General features: G+C 70.9%; 21 protein-coding genes and 1 riboswitch. Of the genes, 12 read left to right on the forward strand and 9 right to left on the reverse strand.

Translation table 11 applies throughout. The features are described from left to right. Nucleotides 1-3 precede the first annotated feature (3 nt). Complete coding sequence (locus ACQPXG_RS06255; protein ID WP_433466653.1) at nucleotides 4-1,062, forward strand: hypothetical protein; 1,059 nt, start codon at nucleotides 4-6, stop codon at nucleotides 1,060-1,062. Between the two features lie 25 nt (nucleotides 1,063-1,087). After that, complete coding sequence (locus ACQPXG_RS06260; RefSeq protein ID WP_433466654.1) at nucleotides 1,088-1,522, forward strand: NUDIX hydrolase; 435 nt, start codon at nucleotides 1,088-1,090, stop codon at nucleotides 1,520-1,522. Between the two features lie 205 nt (nucleotides 1,523-1,727). Here ACQPXG_RS06260 and ACQPXG_RS06265 read toward each other — a convergent pair whose 3' ends face one another. Both ACQPXG_RS06265 and ACQPXG_RS06270 read right to left on the reverse strand, forming a co-directional pair. Continuing rightward, nucleotides 1,728-2,012 (reverse strand): hypothetical protein, encoded by a 285-nt coding sequence (locus ACQPXG_RS06265; protein ID WP_433466655.1) that lies wholly within the window; start codon nucleotides 2,010-2,012, stop codon nucleotides 1,728-1,730. Between the two features lie 62 nt (nucleotides 2,013-2,074). After that, nucleotides 2,075-3,313, reverse strand: a complete 1,239-nt coding sequence (locus ACQPXG_RS06270) for a hypothetical protein (RefSeq protein WP_433466656.1) — start codon at nucleotides 3,311-3,313, stop codon at nucleotides 2,075-2,077. 309 nt (nucleotides 3,314-3,622) lie between these two features. On the opposite strand from ACQPXG_RS06270, the gene ACQPXG_RS06275 reads away from it, so the two are divergent. From ACQPXG_RS06275 to bluB, 4 genes are all read left to right on the forward strand, one after another. Next, the gene (locus ACQPXG_RS06275; RefSeq protein WP_433466657.1) at nucleotides 3,623-3,898 is read left to right on the forward strand and encodes a hypothetical protein; all 276 of its coding nucleotides are present in this window, start codon (nucleotides 3,623-3,625) and stop codon (nucleotides 3,896-3,898) included. Then, nucleotides 3,895-4,299 carry a hypothetical protein gene (locus tag ACQPXG_RS06280; RefSeq protein ID WP_433466658.1) on the forward strand — a complete coding sequence of 135 codons (405 nt, stop codon included), beginning with the start codon at nucleotides 3,895-3,897 and terminating at the stop codon, nucleotides 4,297-4,299. The genes ACQPXG_RS06275 and ACQPXG_RS06280 overlap by 4 nt, the downstream gene beginning before the upstream one ends. A gap of 40 nt (nucleotides 4,300-4,339) precedes the next feature. After that, nucleotides 4,340-5,614, forward strand: coding sequence for a hypothetical protein (locus tag ACQPXG_RS06285; RefSeq protein ID WP_433466659.1), 1,275 nt, complete (start codon nucleotides 4,340-4,342; stop codon nucleotides 5,612-5,614). A 28-nt stretch (nucleotides 5,615-5,642) separates the two neighbouring features. Then, nucleotides 5,643-5,837, forward strand: a riboswitch (cobalamin riboswitch). A 35-nt stretch (nucleotides 5,838-5,872) separates the two neighbouring features. Beyond that, a complete protein-coding gene (gene bluB, locus ACQPXG_RS06290; protein ID WP_433466660.1) occupies nucleotides 5,873-6,487 on the forward strand; it encodes a 5,6-dimethylbenzimidazole synthase in 615 nt (204 codons plus the stop codon). Here bluB and ACQPXG_RS06295 read toward each other — a convergent pair. Further along, nucleotides 6,396-7,565, reverse strand: a complete 1,170-nt coding sequence (locus ACQPXG_RS06295) for a glycosyltransferase 87 family protein (RefSeq protein WP_433466661.1) — start codon at nucleotides 7,563-7,565, stop codon at nucleotides 6,396-6,398. The two genes, bluB and ACQPXG_RS06295, sit on opposite strands and share 92 nt — an antisense overlap. 133 nt (nucleotides 7,566-7,698) lie before the next feature. Here ACQPXG_RS06295 and ACQPXG_RS06300 point away from each other — a divergent pair, with 133 nt between their 5' ends. Genes ACQPXG_RS06300 through ACQPXG_RS06315 form a run of 4 tightly spaced genes read left to right on the forward strand, consistent with a single transcriptional unit; the run spans nucleotide 7,699 to nucleotide 10,815 of the window. Then, a complete protein-coding gene (locus ACQPXG_RS06300) occupies nucleotides 7,699-8,829 on the forward strand; it encodes a sensor histidine kinase (protein WP_433466662.1) in 1,131 nt (376 codons plus the stop codon). Continuing rightward, nucleotides 8,826-9,488, forward strand: a complete 663-nt coding sequence (locus tag ACQPXG_RS06305) for a response regulator (protein WP_433466663.1) — start codon at nucleotides 8,826-8,828, stop codon at nucleotides 9,486-9,488. The genes ACQPXG_RS06300 and ACQPXG_RS06305 overlap by 4 nt, the downstream gene beginning before the upstream one ends. A 38-nt stretch (nucleotides 9,489-9,526) precedes the next feature. Continuing rightward, entirely contained in the window at nucleotides 9,527-9,910 is a 384-nt protein-coding gene (locus ACQPXG_RS06310; protein WP_433466664.1) for a BlaI/MecI/CopY family transcriptional regulator, read from the forward strand. Beyond that, nucleotides 9,907-10,815 carry a M56 family metallopeptidase gene (locus tag ACQPXG_RS06315; RefSeq protein ID WP_433466665.1) on the forward strand — a complete coding sequence of 303 codons (909 nt, stop codon included), beginning with the start codon at nucleotides 9,907-9,909 and terminating at the stop codon, nucleotides 10,813-10,815. The genes ACQPXG_RS06310 and ACQPXG_RS06315 overlap by 4 nt, the downstream gene beginning before the upstream one ends. Nucleotides 10,816-10,838: 23 nt before the next feature. Here the strand turns inward: ACQPXG_RS06315 and ACQPXG_RS06320 are convergent, their stop codons facing one another. Continuing rightward, nucleotides 10,839-12,299 carry an MFS transporter gene (locus tag ACQPXG_RS06320; protein WP_433466666.1) on the reverse strand — a complete coding sequence of 487 codons (1,461 nt, stop codon included), beginning with the start codon at nucleotides 12,297-12,299 and terminating at the stop codon, nucleotides 10,839-10,841. Between the two features lie 61 nt (nucleotides 12,300-12,360). Here ACQPXG_RS06320 and ACQPXG_RS06325 point away from each other — a divergent pair, with 61 nt between their 5' ends. Beyond that, a complete protein-coding gene (locus ACQPXG_RS06325; RefSeq protein ID WP_433466667.1) occupies nucleotides 12,361-13,410 on the forward strand; it encodes a helix-turn-helix transcriptional regulator in 1,050 nt (349 codons plus the stop codon). On the opposite strand, the gene ACQPXG_RS06330 is transcribed toward ACQPXG_RS06325, so the two are convergent. The 3 genes from ACQPXG_RS06330 to ACQPXG_RS06340 form a co-directional block, all read right to left on the reverse strand. After that, entirely contained in the window at nucleotides 13,407-13,874 is a 468-nt protein-coding gene (locus ACQPXG_RS06330) for a pyridoxamine 5'-phosphate oxidase family protein (RefSeq protein ID WP_433466668.1), read from the reverse strand. The two genes, ACQPXG_RS06325 and ACQPXG_RS06330, sit on opposite strands and share 4 nt — an antisense overlap. Before the next feature lie 34 nt (nucleotides 13,875-13,908). Continuing rightward, nucleotides 13,909-15,369 carry an MFS transporter gene (locus ACQPXG_RS06335; protein ID WP_433466669.1) on the reverse strand — a complete coding sequence of 487 codons (1,461 nt, stop codon included), beginning with the start codon at nucleotides 15,367-15,369 and terminating at the stop codon, nucleotides 13,909-13,911. A 72-nt stretch (nucleotides 15,370-15,441) separates the two neighbouring features. Next, nucleotides 15,442-15,930: a MarR family winged helix-turn-helix transcriptional regulator gene (locus tag ACQPXG_RS06340; RefSeq protein WP_433466670.1), complete on the reverse strand. Its 489-nt coding sequence runs from the start codon at nucleotides 15,928-15,930 to the stop codon at nucleotides 15,442-15,444. Between the two features lie 224 nt (nucleotides 15,931-16,154). Here ACQPXG_RS06340 and trpS point away from each other — a divergent pair, with 224 nt between their 5' ends. Beyond that, nucleotides 16,155-17,186 (forward strand): tryptophan--tRNA ligase, encoded by a 1,032-nt coding sequence (gene trpS, locus ACQPXG_RS06345; protein ID WP_433466671.1) that lies wholly within the window; start codon nucleotides 16,155-16,157, stop codon nucleotides 17,184-17,186. Nucleotides 17,187-17,232: 46 nt separating this feature from the next. Here the strand turns inward: trpS and ACQPXG_RS06350 are convergent, their stop codons facing one another. Then, complete coding sequence (locus tag ACQPXG_RS06350; RefSeq protein WP_433466672.1) at nucleotides 17,233-17,850, reverse strand: TetR/AcrR family transcriptional regulator; 618 nt, start codon at nucleotides 17,848-17,850, stop codon at nucleotides 17,233-17,235. Further along, complete coding sequence (locus tag ACQPXG_RS06355) at nucleotides 17,850-18,500, reverse strand: hypothetical protein (RefSeq protein ID WP_433466673.1); 651 nt, start codon at nucleotides 18,498-18,500, stop codon at nucleotides 17,850-17,852. The genes ACQPXG_RS06350 and ACQPXG_RS06355 overlap by 1 nt, the downstream gene beginning before the upstream one ends. Nucleotides 18,501-18,544 lie beyond the last annotated feature (44 nt).

The raw sequence follows: 18,544 nt of genomic DNA on the forward strand, positions 1-18,544 counted from the left end.
GCGATGGCACGCGAACTGAAGGACCTCACCGAGGTCATGGAGGCCGAGAGCGCGCGCGGCGTTCCGTCCCCGGATCTGCTGGACGGCGTCCGCCGCCGGGTGCGGCGCGGCAACCGGCTGCGCGCCGCCGCCGCGGCCTTCGGCGTGGTGCTGGTGGCGGGGGCGGCTTTCGGGATCGTCCAGCAGCAGGACGGGAGCGCCCGCGGGCGGCATGCGCTGGGACCGGCGCCGACGATGACGGGCGTCGTCGACCAGGACTTCCCGGACTCCGCGGGGCGGGACGGCATGCAGCCGCTGAAGGAGGTGCGGTTCTCAAAGCTTCGGGCCAAGGGCCGGTTCACGGTCACGCCGACCGGGCCGTTCATCGGCATCACCCTGCGGTGCTCGGGCGATTTCATGGTCTACCAGGAGCGGGAGCGCGGTGTCTTCGACGGCGGCGGCTGCGGCAAGGGCTCGCCTGACGGCAACTCCACCTCCGTCTCCAAGGTCACGCCGGGCGTGCCGATCACCATCGACGCCGTGGCCGTCCCCTTGAAGGACGGCGAACAGAGCCCGAACGCGTTGAGTTCGATGGCCGGCATCGACCGGTATCTGGGCAGCCACGGACCGATGCCGGGGAACTGGAGCGTTCGGGTGTACAGCGGCCGGTGCGACTCCGACGCCTGCACCATGCTGACGCGTCCGCCGGAGCAGCCGAAGCGGCTCCCGGTAGCGGGGCTGAAGCGGCTGGCGCGGGTGACCGGGGCCGCCGACGGCAACTTCCGGACGGTGCCGCTCAAGGAGCCGGGGAAGTCGACGCGGATGCGGGTGACGTGTGTGGACGGCGCTGCTGTGGCGGTCGTCCGGATCGGCGGGCGGACCAAGATCGTCGACTGTGAGAGCGCCGAGTCCATGGGTGTCGTCTGGGACCAGGACGTCGAAGGCGGGACGAACGGGATCGAGATGGCCGTGCTGCCGGCGGAGGCGGGCAAGGTGCACGGCACCGGCGACGCCGCGCTGGCGAAGCTGATGAATGGCGTGAAACCGGCGGGCAAGTGGACCCTGGAGGTCTACACCCGCTGAGACTCGTGGACGCGAGAATGGCCGGGTGAACTCGCCCAGGCTTCGGGTCGCCGCCTACGTGATCAGGTGTCGCGCCGTTCCCGAGCTGCTCGTCTTCGATCATGTCGGCATGCCCGAAGCCGGTACGCAGGTCCCTGCGGGCGGCGTCCGGCCTGGTGAGGAGCCGGAGCAAGCCGTCCTACGAGAGGTCGCCGAAGAGACCGGCCTGCGCACCGCCTCCGTGATCCGGCGAATCATCACGGAGGACAAGCCGCATCCCCACACACGCCGGCCACGGAGAACGATGTTCTTTCAACTTCAAGCACCTGCGACCACGCCCGACGCGTGGGAGCACCTTGTATCGGGTCAGGGGGAGGACGAGGGAATGACGTTCGGCTGCCGCTTCCTGCCGCTGCCCCTGAAGGGACCTCTAGCAGACGACCAGGACACATGGCTGGGCCACATCAACCCACTCTGGTGATGCCATCGCGAGCGTGTAACGGCGTTCTTGCGGACGGTCCGGCACGCGCCGACTCGATCAGCCAGTCGGCGATCCGGACGGGCGGCCGGTCTTCAAGGCCGCAGAAGAGGAGCGACATCAAAGGGACAGCCCTCCCCCCGGAGGGGGAGGGCTGCGGAAAAAGAGACCGCCTCGCACGGACGTCGCGCGTCAGGCGGACCTCTGACTAGTTGTGGATGTACCTGGCTTCGCGCTTGGCATCCCGGTAATGGCCGGTGGCCTGCTGGCGGGCGACGGCGACGTCCTGTCGGAGGTTCGCAACCTCTCCACTGGGGTCGATCTCCTGCCGCTCCTTGCTTTGCACCCAGTCCTCGGCCACGAGGTTCTCCCTTGGGTTGTGTTCGCCGCGACGCGGCGAAGCCCGGACATTTTCCGGGTACAAGGGATAGTTTGACGGACCTTCCTGCCGCACGGTGTGGAAGCTCGCGCCGAAGGCGCTACCGGTCATCACGTCGACCCACTCTGGAGCAGCCGCACTTCTCGTTGACCGATCGTCGGCTGGGCGTCGGTTCGCTAGGACGCAGCGGTGGCGAGCATCGCGTAGGCGTCCCGCATGGCAGGTCTCCGGGCATCCTTGGGCGATGCCATCGCGAGCGCGGTCACGGCGTTCTTGCGGACGGTTTGGGAATCGCGGTGGGCGGTGGGTAGCCGGTCCAGGACGCTCATCACGTGCTTCGCCCCCGCGTCGGCGTCGCCTTCCTGGATGAGCGTCGTTGCGCGGTACATCTCGACCTGCGCGGGCCCGAGCACGCTCTTGGACGTGTAGGCGGCCAGAGCCTCGTCCTGGGCCTGGCGAGCCCGCTTGTGATCGCCGATGTGGGTGTGCACGAAGCTGGCGGTGTGATGCATCCGCTTGATCGACCAGCCGAGCTGGGTCTCCTGATCATCCCGGATGCGGTCGGGAAGCCGCTCGAACACGCGCTTGAGGTCGTCCAGGGCCTCCAGCGCTTCGGCGTGACGACCCGTCTGAGCGAGTGCCTGTGCTCTTGCCCCGTGTCCGTCCGCCAGTCCCGGGCAGGGCGTGTTGCCGCTTATCGCGATCGCCTCATCGGCGAGATCCAGGACTGATTGCTCGTGGCGGTTGTCGAAGAGCGCGTACACCGCCTCTCGTGCGCGGGCGTGGGAAGCGATGAGAGCGTCGCCGGATCCGTCTGCGGCACGGACGGCGGTCCGCCACCAGCGGCGTGCGCCCCGCACGTCGCCGAGGCCGGTCAGAGAGACGGCGGTGAACATGGAGAGTTGCGCCGCCGTGCGGATGAGGCGTGGCCGGACGCTGCCGGTCGCGCGAGCTATCAGCAGGTCGAGTTCGGACAGGTCGGCGAGCATCTCGGGGAGGACCTGCTCGGGCGGGAGGAAACCGGCCTCGTGGGCGTAGTCGAAGGCGACCCGTTCCCAGGCGTCGGCGTCGCGGGTCGTGGCCTCGGTGGTGAGGGTTCCGGTGAGAGCGGCCCGGAGGTGTTCGGCGTCGCGGACGAAGGGTGCCGCTGCGGCGGTGGTGGCGAGGAGGCCAAGAAGGGCACGGCGCTTCACTTCGTCGTCCTCGAAATCGCGGTCGGGGTCATAGGTAGAGGATGCCCCTTGCGCCTCCCCGGTTGAGAAGAGGTCGGAAGGGTCTAACTTGAACGCTTTTGCGTAGGTGATCGCCCAGTCGCGCGGGTAGTGCAGGCCCTTCTCCCAGTCGTAGATCTGGCGCGCGAGATGGGGGACGTTTCCCTGCTTCAGGCCGTCCGCGAGGAGAAGGCGCCTGGCCATCTCCTGTTTACCCCAGCCTCGTGCTTCACGTTCGTCCTTCAGGCGGGCTGCCCATGTTGGGGGATTTTGGGCAGTCATTGGCATGTGCCCCCTTTGTGGACCCGGAGACTTTCGAGTCTCCGGGTGTCTCCAGGTCTGTCTCCGCATTCTCATCTTTTCTCGCGCCCTGTGACGCCTATTTACTCAGAGTCGCGGGATGAGTTGAGGTGCGTCCCGTCCCCCGGAAACGAAGGCGGCCCCGACCCGGTGCTGACACACCATGTGGGTCGGGGCCTGACCAGGAAAGAGGTCCTGGCTGTGGACGATGGTATGACCCCCGAGGTGCGGCTCGCGGCGCTTGCCGCGCATCTGGCCGCGCGCAAGCTCGACGTCCAGTTGGACTCCAACGGGCTCCGAGTGAGGAACCCGCACGTCAAGAGTTGCTGCACACAACACACGGGCGACACGATCTCCTGCCGTACCCGGGACGAGGACGGCGGGCGGCTCTGGTACTTCACGTCGTGGGGCGAGCCGATCGCGCCCGCCGACCGGGTCACGGACGCGGCCGTGTTCGTGCTGGGCTACCTGTCCGGGGGCGAGCGGTGACGCCGTGGGCGGCGGCGGAACTCGACCCCGAGCGGGTCGCGGCCGAGTTGGCGCGCCGGTTCCCCGGCTGCTGCGTCTGGCTGGGCGAGTACACGGGGAGCTGGTGGGCGATGACCGGTGACCGCCTGGTCGAGGCCCCCGACCCGGCCACGCTCGGGCGCCTGCTGCACGAGCTGACCCGCCGCGCTCACGCCGGCCGGTACGCGTCTCTCCAGAACCGCACGGCCGGACGGGGCGCCCCCACCTTCCCGTCCGGCCGTGCACTCCAGGCCCCCGACCCGGCGTCAGGCGCGGGCGAGGCGGATCGAGCGGCGGCCCCGCGGTGGCCCGCTGCGGCGGCTGCTCGGCTCGTTCGTGGTCGTGGAGGGGTGGTGATCCACAGCGAACCCTGTGATCGTTGAGCACTGTCAGTGGTGCCCCCGACACGGACGAGGCTGGACGATGGCCGCTCCCAGGATTCGGATCGACCCGACGACCCAGGAGAGGCTCGGCCCGCGCGCACTGGCCGAGCTGGACGTGAACCTCCGGCCGGTCGACTGTCAGACCTGCGGGCGGTCGCTCGGGCGATGGGGAAAGGCCGCGCTGGAGGTCCGGGCGGAGGACGGGTTCGCGACGGCGTCACTGCACCACCAGCGGTGCCGTCCGCCCGCGTGGGTCGAGGGCGGCCTCCGCTCCGCCGGGCGGCCGAACCTCACGTGGCGGGCGGGCTGTTTCCGGCTGCCGCCCGGCGAAGTGCCCCTCTTCCTGGTCAACCCCTCGTACGAGTACGCCCTCCTGCGCGAGGACCGCGATTGGCGCGTCGCGAACCTGGAGCCGTTCACGCTGTCGGGGTTCGGGCTGGAGTTCCCGTCGAGGCCGCTCCCTCCGCTTCCGGCCCTGGCGGCGTCGATTGACGGAGACCGCATCGGCGTCGACGTCCGGCATGAAGGCGCGGTCATTCATGCTTGGCGCGACGTCCCCGTCGAGTACGACATCGCCAGGGTGACGCACAGGTGGGGAAGCATCTTGGTCGCGGTCACCACGCTCATGGACGTCGGCAGGCCGTTCAAGATCGGGCATCTGATGGATCTGATGGCGGCGGGCGGGGTGGCGTTCGCGCAGGCGCCGCTCGTCTCCGTCTCGTACGCACCGGAGACGCAGAAGCTCAAGCCGCGCGACCACTCCGACCATCAGGTCAAAGCGTTCAGCCTGGGCGCCGAGGCGATGCAGAGGGCCTTCGGTCTGGACGTCGACGACAGGCAGGTCGCCGCCGGATTCGCGCTGTCGGACGGCAAGACCATGCTGATACGGCACCTGACAGGCCGGGACAGGATCGCGGTCCTGTTCTTGCTGAGCGTGTACTGCGCGCTCTGGTCGCGGGGCAAGGACGGCGAGCCGGAAGGGGCGGGCGGTGTGCACCTCATCGCCCCCGACGCCGCGAGCGGCGACGAACTCGCGGAGTTCTTCTCAGCGGCCGGGGAGACGGGCGTCCTCGAATCGGTCGGCAGGTTGGGCGCCTCCCCGCTTTCCGACGAGGGCTCGGCCGCCTACCTGTCCGACGCCGTCATCGGGACGGCGGAGCAGTTCGCCGCCGCCTTCAGCGCCTATCGCGACGCGGGCGGTGACTGGTCCCTCCATGCGAGCCGCGGACACATCGCCATCGCGATCGACGCGTCCGAGGCGGACATCACCCGGGCGGACTTCATCCGGCACTATCCCAAGGTGGCCGCCTTCTGAGGAGCGGTCGCCCGGGTAGGGTTGCGGGCGGCATGAACTGACGCGGGGTGCCCCCATGTGGGGAGAATCGGGAAGCCGGTGGGAATCCGGCACGGGCCCGCCGCGGTGACCGGGGAGCTGCCGCCCAGGCGCGTTCGCGCAGCCACTGGCCGTACGGCCGGGAAGGCGGGCGGTCGAGCGTCGATCCGGGAGTCCGAAGACCGGCCTCGCTCCACGCGGCCGCCGTTCGCGGCGGCCCGACGCAGCGGGGGCCTGCCCATGAACATCTACGACGCCATTCACCGCCGCCGTGACGTGCGCGCCGAATTCACCGGTGCACCGATTCCGCAGGACGTCCTCGACCGGGTCCTGACGGCCGCGCACGCCGCGCCGAGTGTCGGGCTGTCGCAGCCTTGGGATTTCATCCTCGTCGGCGACCCTGCCATCCGGCGCGCCTTTCATGGCCACGTCCAGTCCGAACGCGCCGCCTTCGCCGCCACCTTGACCGGGGCCGCCGCCGAGGGCTTCGCCCGGATAAAGATCGACGGGGTGCTGGAGTCCAGCCTGTCGGTCGTGGTCACCTATGACCCGGAGCGCGGCGGTCCGACGGTTCTCGGCCGCCACGCGATCGCCGACGCGGGACTGTACTCGGTCTGCCTGGCCATCCAGAACCTGTGGCTCGCCGCCACCGCCGAGGCCCTGGGCGTCGGCTGGGTGTCGTTCTATCGGGAGACGTACCTTCGTGACCTGCTCGGCATTCCCACGGGGATTCGTCCGGTCGCGTGGCTCTGCCTGGGCCCGGTCACCCATCTCGAACCGACTCCGGATCTGGAACGGCACGGCTGGCGGCACCGACGAGCTCTGGAAGCCGCCGTCCACCACGACTGGTGGTGATCCGAAGGCGGATCGTCATGTGGGTCAGGAAGAACAGGCCCGCAATCAGGTAGCAGTTGGCGACGGGGGTCAGGAGGTTGACGCCGTACTCGCGCGGGTCTCCGTTGTGGGGCGTCCACCACAACGGAGACAGGGCGAAGAGGGTGTAGGTGCAGGCGGCGGCTCTCCGGTTGCCGTTTCGGAGCAGCACCGCCAGGGCCGGGACGATCCAGACCCAGTGGTGCGCCCAGGAAATGGGGGAGACGAGCAGGCCGGTCACACCAGTGACCGCTGTGGCGCTCAGCCAGTCGCCGCGCCGGGCCCAGATGGTGGCGACCGTGAGGCCGGAGACGCCGATCGTCAGCGGGATGGCGGTGTACCAGTCGCCTACCTCGGCCGTTCCCCGCAATATGCGGGTCAGGGCGCCGTAGGGGGATTGGTTGCTGATGTACGGGACGCCCACGCGAGAGGTGTCGTAGAAGGTGTGCAGCCAATAGAGGCGGGACGCGTCCGGGGCGATGGCGTAGGCGAGCAAGGTGCAGACGGCGAAGGTGGCAGCGGCGGTGACCGCGTCCTTCGTTCGCCGTGTCAGCAGGAGGAGGACGACGAAGACGGCCGGGGTCAGTTTGATCGCGGTCGCGATGCCGATGCCGATCCCGGCCGGGCGGCCGAGTGCGACGCGGTGGAGGTCCGCGAGGACGAGGGCCAGCAGGAAAAGGTTGACCTGCCCCAGGAAGAACGACTGCCAGACCGGTTGCAGGAGTAGGCCCGCGGCTACGACGGCCACCAGGGGAACGTGGCGGCCGGTCAGTTTCAATGTCGCCCGACAGGCCCAGATGAAAGCCGCAAGCGATGCCAGCTGCCACAGCATCCGGGCCAGAGTGAGCGGCAGGGCGGCCAGCGGAGTGAACAGCGCCGCCATGAAAGGCGTATTGGTGTACCAATGGTCGGCGAGCTGCTCCTGGTAGAGGCGCGTGCCGTGCGTTACGGCGTCTCCGCCCAGCCAGTAGATACGGAAGTCCAGCGAGTCGTAGGCGGCGGAGAAGACCACGATCGCCAGGATTTCGAGAGCCAGAAACAATGACACCCAGCGCTTCATGCGGATAACGGTGTCGTGGCCGCCGGCGGCGGACATCGGGCCGCCGGACACATTCGGGAAAGGCGCTTGTAGCCCGTGGGATTACGCCTCCGGGCCAATGTGCGGGAGGGGCGGCGCCGGTTACGATCGGCGCATGTCAGCCCTGCCGGGGACCCGGAAGCCCCCTCTCACCGCCGGGGCGGTCCTGGCCTGGTCCGGGGCCCTCCTCTATCCCGGCGTCCTGTTCGTCACGGTCACCTCGGGGAGATTCGGCTTCGACCAGCTGGAGATCCTGGCCTCGGCCGGTCTCACCGTGTGGGTCCTGGCCCTGCTGAGGCGCCGTCCGCTGCCGGCCCACGGCATCCTGCTCTTCTCCTGGATCCTCGCCCTCACGGAGATGCCGAACGGGTCGGTCGCGGGGCTGCAGATCCTGCTCACCGATCTCGCGGTCGGCTACATCGCGGCCACACGTCCGCGCGCCCTGTCGATCTCCGTCGCCGTGGTCACCTATGTCCTGCAGGCCCTGTCCGTCGCCGCGTTCGTCTCCCCGAACGGCTCGTTCCTCATCACCGTCATGCTGGCGATGGCCGTCACCTGGATGGTGGGCAACTCGGTCCAGGTGCGCCGGGCGCACGCGGACGTGATGCGCGAGCAGGCCACGGCGCAGGCGGTCACGGCGGAGCGGCTCCGGATCGCGCGGGAGCTGCACGACATGGTCGCGCACAGCATCGGCATCATCGCGATCCAGGCGGGCGTGGGCGGACGGGTGATCGACACGCAGCCGGCGGAGGCCCGCAACGCCCTCGACGCGATCGAGGCCACCAGCCGCGACACCCTGTCCGGTCTGCGGAGAATGCTCACCGCGCTCCGCAAGGATGACCCGGGAACGGCCCCGCTCGGCCCGGTGCCCGGCCTGGACGACCTCGCCCGGCTCGCCGAGGCGACGATGGACGCCGGCGTCAAGGTCGACATCCGGACGGAAGGCGAGCCCAGGCCGCTCCCGCCGGACGTCGATCTCTCCGCCTACCGGATCGTCCAGGAGGCGGTCACGAACGTCGTCCGGCACGCGGGCACCGGCCAGTGCCGGGTCACCGTCGGCTACGGCGACGAGGAACTGGCCATCGAGGTCGAGGACGACGGGGCAGGCGGGGTGGTCGGCACCGGGTACGGCATCGTCGGGATGCGGGAGCGGGTCACCCTGCTGCGCGGCGAGTTCACCGCCGGTCCCCGTCCGGAGGGCGGGTTCCGGGTGGCGGCGCGCATCCCCGCACCGGCGGCGGCATGACGATCCGCATCGTCCTGGCCGACGATCAGCCGCTGATCCGCGCCGGCCTGCGGGTCCTCATCGCCGACACCCCGGACATGGAGATCGTCGGCGAGGCCGGGACGGGCGCCGAAGCGGTCGGCCTGGTCGAGAAGGTCGAACCCGACGTGGTCGTGATGGACATTCGCATGCCCGACATGGACGGCATCGAGGCCACCCGCCGGATCGAGACCGCGCACGTCCTGATGCTCACCACGTTCGACGACGACGAGTACGTCTACGGCTCCCTCAGGGCGGGCGCCAGCGGCTTCCTCGTCAAGGACATGGCGCTGGAGGAGATCCTCGCGGCGATCCGCGTCGTCGCGAAGGGGGAGGCCCTGATCGCGCCCAGCGTCACCAAGAAGCTGATCGAGGAGTTCGCGGCGCGCCCGGATCCGGCCATCCAGCGAACGCGGCCGGTGGACGGCGTCACCGAGCGTGAGCGCGAGGTCCTCACCCTCGTCGGACGCGGCCTGTCCAACCAGGAGATCGCCGGGGAGCTGTTCATCAGCGTGGCCACGGCGAAGGCGCACGTGGCGCGGCTGCTGACCAAGCTGGACGCCCGCGACCGCGTCCAGCTCGTCATCATCGCCTACGAACTGGGACTGGTCACGCCCCCTACGGGCGGTAGTACTACCTGACGTGGGCCCCTGCGGGACCGTCGGATAACCTGGCTGTCGTGAAGGGTCTGGGAGAGCTCGAACGCACGGTCATGGAGATCCTCTGGGCGCGGGAGGACGCCGGTCACGACGCGGCGACCGCCCGTGACGTGAGCCGCGCGCTCGCCGGCGACCGCGACCTCGCGCACACCACGATCATGACCGTGCTCGACAGGCTCGCCAAGAAGGGCTTCCTTGAGCGCGAGCGCGACGGCCGCGCCTGGCGCTACCACCCGGTGGCGAGCCGCGAGGTGTACGTCACCGAGCTGATGCTGGGCGCCCTGAACGAGACCGGCGACCGTGACGCGGCGCTCGCGCACTTCGTCCGGTCCGTGTCGCGGGACGAGATCGACGTCATCCGCCAGACCCTCGCCGGACTCACCAGCAAGGAACCACCGGCATGACCGGCACCGCCCTGCTCGCATTGATCTCCCTGGGGACCGTCGGCGGGGCGCATCTGCTGTCCCGCGCTCAGTGGACGTGGCGGACGCCGCGCATCGGGATCGCGCTCTGGCAGGCCCTCGGGCTGTGCTGGGGCGTCGCCACGATCGGCGCGCTGCTCGGTCTCGCCCTGCTCCCGTACCGCAAGGGTGTCCTCGGCGGGCTGCCCGGCCTGTACGACGACCAGGCGGCCCGGCTCAACGCGGTCCAGGTGGCGGCGCTGCTCGCCGCGGTCAGCCTGACCGGGGTGCTGCTGGTCATGCTGATGTTCGCGGTGGTCCGGGTCGTGCGGGCCCGGCGGCGGCACCGGGCGCTGCTCGCGCTCGTGTCGCGCCGCGACTCCTCCGTTCCCGGCACCCTCGTGCTCGACCACCCCGGCGCCGCCGCGTACTGCGTGCCGGGCGTCCGCTCGTCCAAGGTCGTCGTCAGCGCCGGGACGATGGAGCTGCTCGACCGCGGCGAGCTGGCCGCGGTGCTCGCGCACGAGCGCGCCCACGCCCGCGAGCGGCACGACCTGGTGCTGTTGCCGTTCGCGTCGCTGCGCCAGGTGTTCCCGCAGTTCCGGCTGGTCGGACGGTGCCTGGACGCGGTGGAGCTGCTGATCGAGATGGCCGCCGACGACCGGGCCAGGCACGGCCGGCCGGCGCGCGAGCTGGCGACCGCGCTGCTGCGGTTCGCGGCCGCCCGCCCGGCCGCCGCGCCGTCCGGCACGCTCGGTGTCGCCTCGCACAGCGACATCCCGGTGATGGCGCGGGTGAACCGGCTCCTGGAGCCGGAACCGCTGCCCCGCAAGACCCGCGTCGCCGCCACCGTCGCCGTGCCCGTCATCGCCGGCCTCCCCCTCCTGCTCCTCGTCCTGCCCCACTAGCCGACCGGCGGGCGCCGGGTGACTCAGGACGGGTGGGCGCCGGCGGTCTTCGGGAGCGCGAGCATCAGCAGCGCGGCGGCCAGGTAGGCGGCGACCTGCCAGGGCATGACGGTGGCCAGGGCGTTGCCGAACACCGTGGCGGGCGAGTGCGCCGGCGCGAGTGAGCTGAAGAAGACGGTGCCCAGTGCGGCGATGCCGACGGCGTTGCCGATCTGGTTGACCGTGGAGAGGACACCGCCGGCTGCTCCGGCGTGCCGGCCGGGAACGCCTGCGAGGACGACGTTGACCAGGATCGGGGCGGCCAGGCCGAGCCCGAGGCCGCCGAGGAACAGCGCGGCCGCCAGGGGCCAGTAGCCCGGCTGGCCACCGTCACGGACCAGGGCCCAGATCACGGCTTGGGAGGCGGCGAGGATCAGCGACCCGGTGATGAGGAGTACGCGTCCGGCCTTGGCCGCGAGGTTGACGCCGACGCCGGAGGTGACGATCGACCCGATCGCATAGGGCAGGATCACCAGGCCCGTGCCCCACGCGGACCGTCCGGCCCCGGTCTGCAGGTACAGCGAGAGCACCAGGAAGAACGACCCGAGCGCGCCGAAGAACAGGACTGACGCGGCCAGTCCCGCGGTGAAGGTCTTGATGCGAAGCAGCTCGGGGTCAAGCACCGGGTTACCGCCGCGGGACGCGAGGCCGCGCTCATGGCCGGCGAAGACGGCCACGAGCGCCAGCCCGGAGGCGAGCAGGACCCATCCCCACCAGGGCCAACCCCAGTCCCGCCCCTGCACCAAGGGCAGAAGGATCAGCGCGATCGCCAGAGCGGACAGCACGGCCCCGGGCACGTCAAGGCGCGCACGCCGATCGGCGGTGGACTCCGGCAGCACCCGCATCCCGACGGCCAGCGCGAGGACGGCGACGGGCACGTTGACCCAGAAGATCGTGCGCCACCCCAGGCCCCACAGGTCGGCGTCGACCAGCGCCCCGCCCAGCAGCGGGCCGGCGACGGCGGCCAACCCCTGGACGGCGCCGTACGCGCCGAAGGCCTTGGCCATCCCGGCCGGGTCGAAGGAAGAGCGGATGATGCCGAACACCTGCGGGACCATGAACCCGCCCGCAAGACCCTGCACGACCCGCATGGCGATCAGCACACCCGGGGACGGAGCCAGCGCGCACGCGGCGGACGCGATCGCGAACCCGGCGAGGCTGACGAGGAAGACCTTGCGGCGGCCGTGGTCGTCGCCGACCCTGCCGCCGGTGACGAGTCCGGATCCGAGGGCCAAGGTGTAGGCCACGAGCATCCACTGCAGCTGGGCCTCGCCGGCGTCCAGGTCCGTGGCGATGGAAGGCGCCGCGACGGTGACGATCGTGACGTCCAGCAGATCCATGAAGGCGGCGAACAGGACCACGATCAAGGCCAGGGAGGCGCGCCCGCCGGTCACGGTCGACGGCGGCGCCTGGGGTGGTGCGACAGGAGATTTCTCGGTACGCATGCCCGCACCGTCGCATCGGTAGCGGTCATAGAATGGCCGCTATGTCTGGCAGTCTTCGGGGATGGCTGACACGTCGGCGCGGATCCTGAGGCTGCTGTCGCTGCTCGGAGCGCGCGCCGAGTGGCCCGGCAGCGAGCTCGCCGCGCGTCTGTGCGTGAGCGTCCGCACCTTGCGGCGGGACGTCGATACCCTGCGCGAGCTCGGCTACCCGGTGGAAGCCGTCAAGGGGCCGGGCGGCGGCTACCGGCTGGGAGCGGGCGGAAAGCTGCCGCCCCTGATGCTCGACGACGACCAGGCGATCGCGATCGCCATCGCCCTGCAGACCGCGCCCGCGACCGTCACCGGAATCGACGACGCCGTCTCCCGGGCGCTCACGACGCTGCGCCAGGTCATGCCCGCGCGCCTGTGCGCCGCGTCCGAGGCCTTCGAGCTCACGGCTCTGCGCAACTACTGGGAGTTCGCCGCGCCGCCGATCGACATCGGGACGCTGCGGGCCGTCGGGTCGGCGATCCGCACCCAGCATGTGCTGCGCTTCGACTACCGCTCACCCGACGGCGCCGCCCCGGACCTGGGCGAGCGGGGTTTCACGCCGCCGCTCGAGGTCGAGCCCCACCACCTCGTCGTGTGGGCCGGCCGGTGGTACCTCGTCGCCCGCGACCGTCGCACCCGGGAATGGGGCACCTACCGCGTCGACCGGATCGCCCCACGCGACCCCGCGGGCGCGCCCTTCACGCTGATGCCCTTGACGGACGAGGACCTCACGCGACTTGTCATCCAGAATCCCGACCGCGGCGACACCTCCGCCCAGTGGCAGTGCCTCGGCAGTGCCACCATCGACCTGCCTGCGGGCATCGTCGCTCGATGGGCACCGGGCGGGTCCGTCGTCGAGCACATCGACGAGCACCGGTGCCGGCTCACCATCGGCGGCTGGTCCTGGATGGGCGTCGCCGGCCTCTTCGCCACCTTCGATGCCGACCTGCACGACATCGAACCCGGCCGGCTCGTCGACGCGTTTCGCCAACTGGCGGCCAGACTCCGCCGGGGGCTGGTCCTCGAACAGGACCAGCCCCCGGGGCGACGCTCAACCGATGTCTCCGGTCAGTACGACTAGTCGGACAGGACGGTTCCGTAGAGGCGGGTGACGCGCAGGCGGATCACCAGCCGCCGGTCTTTCACCATCTGCTCCAGGAACGCCTGCTCGTCCTCCGGGTCGTCGAACCCGGGCGTCATCGCGAGCAGTTCCCGCCCGATCGCGTCGCCGGGCTTCTCGGTCACGTCCGACAATTCCGCGCTGCCTTCGGCGACGGCGAAGGACATGTGGTCGGCGCTCGACGCGTGCAGTGCCGCCCGCGGGTCGCGCTGGAGCTGCTTCACCTTCGCGCGGCCGTCGGTCGTGGAGATCCGCACGACGCGCTCGTCCGGGTCCCACGCGTAGACGACGGTCGACACGTGCGGGTGGCCGTTCTTCTTGTTGGTGGCGAGGACGGCGAACTGCTGCTCGCCGAGGAGGCGGGAGAGGTCGTCCTCGCTGATGGGCTTGGGACCGGGTCCCTGTCCGGGGCCGTACTCGGTCATCGTGATGTCCTTCCGGCTGGTCGTGTGGGGGCCGTCAGGCGTTGGCGGGGACGGATTCGACCGGCGCGGTGGTGCCGGTCACGGGCTTCGGGCGGCGCAGGACGAGCAGGGACACCGCGAGAGCGGCGACCAGCAGGCCGGCGGAGACGCCGAAGGCGAGGTGGTAGCCGCTGGTCAGCGCGGCGGCGCCGTCCCGCCCGTCCGACCGGAGGTTCTCGGTGCGGGACGCGGCGAGCGTGGTCAGGACCGCGACGCCGAGCGCCATCCCCACCTGCTGGACGGTGTTGAACAGTCCGGAGGCGATGCCCGCGTCCTCGGGCCGGGCGCTCGACATGCCCAGTCCCGTCAGCGACGGCAGGACCAGCCCCGCACCCGCGACCAGGACGAACACCGGCAGCAGGTCGGTGACGTAGGCGGCGTCCACCGGGACGGTGGTGAGCCAGGCCATCGCGCCGATCAGCAGCACCAGCCCGGCCATGAGCACGAACCGCTCCCCGAACCGGTTGGACAGCCGTGCGGAGACGAACAGCGACACCGCGCCGATCGCCACGGCCGCCGGGAGCATCGCCAGGCCGGTTTCGAGCGCGCCGTACCCGAGGACCTGCTGCATGTAGAGGGCGACGATGACCTGGAACGAGAACATGGCCGACAGGGTGAGCAACTGGACGGCGTAGGCGCCGGACACGTTGCGGGAGCGCAGGATCCGCAGCGGCATCAGCGGGGTCGCCGCGCGGGCCTGCCGGACGGTGAACGCGGCGAGCAGCAGCAGCGACACGGCGCCGAGGCCGAGGGTGTGCGGGGAGATCCAGTCGTAGCGCTCCACCTTGACGATCGTGTAGATGCCGAGCATCAGCCCGGATGTGACGAGCAGCGCACCAGGGACGTCGGCCCCGGCCGCCAGTCCGATGCCGCGGTCGCGGGGGAGCGCCGGGAGTGCCAGCAGGATCGTGGCGAGGCCGATCGGCAGGTTGATCAGGAAGATCCAGTGCCAGCTCAGCGCGTCGGTCAGCACCCCGCCGAGCACCTGCCCGATGGACGCGCCGGCCGCGCCGGTGAAGCTGAACACCCCGATCGCCTTCACCCGCTCGCGCGGGTCGGTGAACAGCGTCACGAGGATGCCGAGGACGACGGCCGAGGCGAGCGCGCTGCCGACGCCCTGCAGGAACCGGGCGGCGATGAGCAGGCCGGACGTGGTGGCGGCGCCGGCGAGCAGCGATGCCGCCGTGAACACCGCGTTGCCGGTGAGGAACAGCGTGCGGCGGCCGACGAGGTCGCCGAGCCGTCCGGCGAGGAGCAGCAGGCCGCCGAGCGGGATCAGGTAGGCGTTCATGATCCAGCTGAGCCCGGCGGGCGAGAAGCCGAGATCGTGCTGGATGGCGGGGGTCGCGACGGTGACGATGCTGCCGTCCAGGATCGTCATCAGCATCGTGGCGGACAGCACGCCGAGCGCCGCCCAGCGGGACCGGAGCGACAAGGACCGGATCGACGAGGACATGGTCATCTCCTGTTTCAGAGGCACAGGAGGAACCGTAGCAGATAGTTTTGTTGCAGACTATCTCTGACGGATTTACTTGGCGCGCTCGCGAGCCCGGCGGGCCGGCTGGGCGCTCTCCACGGGTGCGGCCAGGTGTCCGCTGACCAGGTTGTTCAGGGCCTGGACGAGGGCATCGCGCTCGTCTTCGGGCAGGGCGCCGAGTGCGGCCGCGTGGACGCCGTCCACGATCTCCTGGCTGCGGACGGCGACCCGCGCACCCTCCTCGGTGACGGCGATGATCCGGGCGCGCCGGTCCCTGGACGACGGGCGGCGTTCGGCGAGTCCGGCCTTCTCCAGGGCGTCCACGGTCACGACCATCGTCGTCTTGTCCATGTCGCCGATCTCGGCCAGCTGGATCTGGGTGCGCTCCTCCTCCAGGGCGTGCACCAGGACGCAGTGCATGCGCGGCGTGAGCCCGATCTCGGCGAGCGCCGCGGTCATGCGGGTGCGCAGGACATGGCTGGTGTGGTCGAGCAGGAACGACAGGTCGGTCTGCGTGCGCGCGGGGGCCATCGAGGTCATGCGTCCAGCCTACCCAAGATGGTTTCGTTCTAGATTATCTGTGAGCAGGTGCATTCCGTGGGCTATGCTCGGGCTCATGAACCGCACCGTGTGTCTGGGTTGGTGGCCGTCCTAGGACGGCCGACACCTACGCACGCATCGGGCCGTCCGCTGGACGGCCCTTCTCTTTCCTCGATGACGCGGCCGGGTCCGGCGGGACGGCCGGACCTCACGAGGAGAGACCCATGGAGACCACGCTCGAAGACCGCAGCCGCGAACTCGAAGCACGCATCGCGGGCGAACCCGGAGCCTTCCGCATCCTGACCGGGGACAGGCCCACCGGCCCGCTGCATCTCGGCCACTACTTCGGCACCCTGGCGAACCGCGTCCGGCTCCAGCGGGCCGGCGTCGAGCTGTTCGTCATCGTCGCCGACTACCAGGTGCTCACCGACCGGGAGGTCGCCGACAACCTGGCCGAGCACGTGGACGGCCTGATCGCCGACTATCTCGCCGCCGGGATCGACCCGTCCAAGGCGACGATCTTCCGGCACAGCGCCGTCCCGGCGCTGAACCAGCTCATGCTCCCGTTCCTGTCGCTGGTCTCGATCTCAGAGCTCAGCCGCAACCCGACGGTCAAGGACGAGATCGGGGCGTCCCGGCAGACGTCCGTGAGCGGGTTGATGTTCACCTATCCCGTCCACCAGGCCGCCGACATCCTGTTCTGCAAGGCGAACCTCGTGCCCGTCGGCAAGGACCAGCTCCCGCACCAGGAGATCACCCGGACGATCGCGCGCCGCTTCAACGAGCGCTACGGGCCCGTCTTCCCGGTGCCGGACGCGCTGCTGTCGGCCGTGCCGACCCTGCTCGGGACGGACGGCCAGAAGATGAGCAAGAGCCGCGGCAACGCGATCGCGCTCTCCGCGACCGAGGACGACACGGCCCGGCTGATCAAGCGTGCGGTGACCGACGCCGACCGGCACATCGCCTACGAGCCCGAGACGCGCCCCGAGGTCTCCAACCTGGTGCAGCTCGCCGCGCTGTGCCAGGGCCGGGACCCGCACGCCGTCGCCGCGGAGATCGGCGACGGCGGCGCGGCCGCGCTGAAGAAGGTCGTGGCCGATTCGGTGAACGAGTTCCTCCGCCCGATCCGCGCCCGGCGCGCCGAGCTGATGGCCGACCGGGCGTACCTGCGCGGCGTGCTCGCCGCGGGCGACGAGCACGCCAACGCGGTCGCGGACCGCACGCTGGACGAGGTCAGGGCGGCCATGGCCTCGTAGCCTCATGGCCTCGTAGCGCGATCGCCTCGTGGCGCGACGGTGGCCGTCAGCGCGCGGCGAGGCCCAGGAGGACGGCGGCCACGAGATCGTCGGCGACGTCCAGGGAGACCTCGTGGGCGATGCCCTGGCCCTGGAACAGCACCGACAGCACCGGCTCGTGGCAGGCGCCGACGATCATGGAGGTGGCCGCGTCCACCCGGGCGTCCGGCGCGAGCCTGCCGAGGCCGCGCTCGGCGTGCAGGTACCGGGACAGCCGCTGGTTCCAGTCCTCGCCCCCGCCGCTCAGCGCCGCGAACCGGGCGAGGACGTCCGGCTGTGCGACCAGGCCGGTCAGCGCCGGGAGCAGCCCGTTGTGCAGGACCAGCCCGTGCGCGACGTACGCGCGCAGGTTCTCCTCGACCGTCCCGGTGCCGGGCTCGGGCAGCGGGTCCAGTGCGCGCCCGATCGCGTCGGCGCGTGCCCGCAGCGCGTGCGCGAGCAGCTCCTCCTTGTCGGCGAAGTGGTTGTAGAGGACGCCGTCGGCGACGCCGGCCTCCCGCGCGATCGCGCGGACGGTCAGGCCCGCCGCCCCGCGCTCGGCGATCATCCGCTCGGCCGTGGCGATCAGGTGCTCGCGCAGGCTCCGGTCCCCGGCGCGCAGCGCGGCCGCTCTTCTAGGTGACATCACCCGGCATCGTATTGAGTCAGCTCGAACCCGTGCCCGGCCAGGTCCGGCAGGAAGCCGGGGCCGACGGCGTCCTCGATATGCCGGACGCCGGGCGGCATCCCGGCCAGCCGCCGGACGACCATCGCGGCGACCAGGCCCGTCGCGCGGCTCTGCCGCCGTCCCGTGAACGCCCGGACCGTCCCGCCGGACGCGACCGCGACGGCGAACCCGTCGCCGCCGACGTGGACGCGGTGGAACATAGCCCGCAGCGGGCGGGCGTCACGGAACCGCACGAGGCGGGGAAGCAGGGCGGTCAGGGCACGCGAGTCCAGGCAGAGACCCGTCCGGACGCGTCCTGGAAGAGTGTGCTGGTCGGGGAACGGGAAGCGGTGCACGGTCCGGATCCCGTAGGGCGCGGGGAACTGCATCCGCCACGACTCGCCCAGATCGGCGAGCGAGTCGAGCGTCCATTCCACGGCGGACGGGCCGTGCCGCTCGCCGGATCCGAGCAACACGCCGATGTCCACGTCCCGGCCGCCGAACTCGCGGGCCAGCAGGTTCGTGACGCCCGGCGCGAGGCCCACGCTCAGCACCGCCGTGGCGCTCCGCTCGGTGGCGAGCCGGTCCAGCCTCGCGATCCCGGCGAGCACCTCGCGGGACGCGGACACGTCGACGTAGTGGACGCCCCGTACCCGCCGAGCACCACGACCCG

The sequence above is a fragment of the Spirillospora sp. CA-128828 genome, assembly GCF_050945415.1.
Classification (GTDB): Bacteria; Actinomycetota; Actinomycetes; order Streptosporangiales; family Streptosporangiaceae; genus Spirillospora.

What these genes read in the sequence shown, in the direction of transcription:
- ACQPXG_RS06255 (WP_433466653.1), top strand. Translation starts at nt 4, where the DNA reads ATGGCACGCGAACTGAAGGACCTCACCGAGGTCATGGAGGCCGAGAGC.
- ACQPXG_RS06270 (WP_433466656.1), bottom strand. Translation starts at nt 3,313, where the DNA reads ATGGCCAGGCGCCTTCTCCTCGCGGACGGCCTGAAGCAGGGAAACGTC.
- ACQPXG_RS06275 (WP_433466657.1), top strand. Translation starts at nt 3,623, where the DNA reads ATGACCCCCGAGGTGCGGCTCGCGGCGCTTGCCGCGCATCTGGCCGCG.
- ACQPXG_RS06285 (WP_433466659.1), top strand. Translation starts at nt 4,340, where the DNA reads ATGGCCGCTCCCAGGATTCGGATCGACCCGACGACCCAGGAGAGGCTC.
- bluB (WP_433466660.1), top strand. Translation starts at nt 5,873, where the DNA reads ATGAACATCTACGACGCCATTCACCGCCGCCGTGACGTGCGCGCCGAA.
- ACQPXG_RS06295 (WP_433466661.1), bottom strand. Translation starts at nt 7,565, where the DNA reads ATGAAGCGCTGGGTGTCATTGTTTCTGGCTCTCGAAATCCTGGCGATC.
- ACQPXG_RS06300 (WP_433466662.1), top strand. Translation starts at nt 7,699, where the DNA reads ATGTCAGCCCTGCCGGGGACCCGGAAGCCCCCTCTCACCGCCGGGGCG.
- ACQPXG_RS06305 (WP_433466663.1), top strand. Translation starts at nt 8,826, where the DNA reads ATGACGATCCGCATCGTCCTGGCCGACGATCAGCCGCTGATCCGCGCC.
- ACQPXG_RS06315 (WP_433466665.1), top strand. Translation starts at nt 9,907, where the DNA reads ATGACCGGCACCGCCCTGCTCGCATTGATCTCCCTGGGGACCGTCGGC.
- ACQPXG_RS06320 (WP_433466666.1), bottom strand. Translation starts at nt 12,299, where the DNA reads ATGCGTACCGAGAAATCTCCTGTCGCACCACCCCAGGCGCCGCCGTCG.
- ACQPXG_RS06325 (WP_433466667.1), top strand. Translation starts at nt 12,361, where the DNA reads ATGGCTGACACGTCGGCGCGGATCCTGAGGCTGCTGTCGCTGCTCGGA.
- ACQPXG_RS06330 (WP_433466668.1), bottom strand. Translation starts at nt 13,874, where the DNA reads ATGACCGAGTACGGCCCCGGACAGGGACCCGGTCCCAAGCCCATCAGC.
- ACQPXG_RS06335 (WP_433466669.1), bottom strand. Translation starts at nt 15,369, where the DNA reads ATGTCCTCGTCGATCCGGTCCTTGTCGCTCCGGTCCCGCTGGGCGGCG.
- ACQPXG_RS06340 (WP_433466670.1), bottom strand. Translation starts at nt 15,930, where the DNA reads ATGACCTCGATGGCCCCCGCGCGCACGCAGACCGACCTGTCGTTCCTG.
- trpS (WP_433466671.1), top strand. Translation starts at nt 16,155, where the DNA reads ATGGAGACCACGCTCGAAGACCGCAGCCGCGAACTCGAAGCACGCATC.
- ACQPXG_RS06350 (WP_433466672.1), bottom strand. Translation starts at nt 17,850, where the DNA reads ATGTCACCTAGAAGAGCGGCCGCGCTGCGCGCCGGGGACCGGAGCCTG.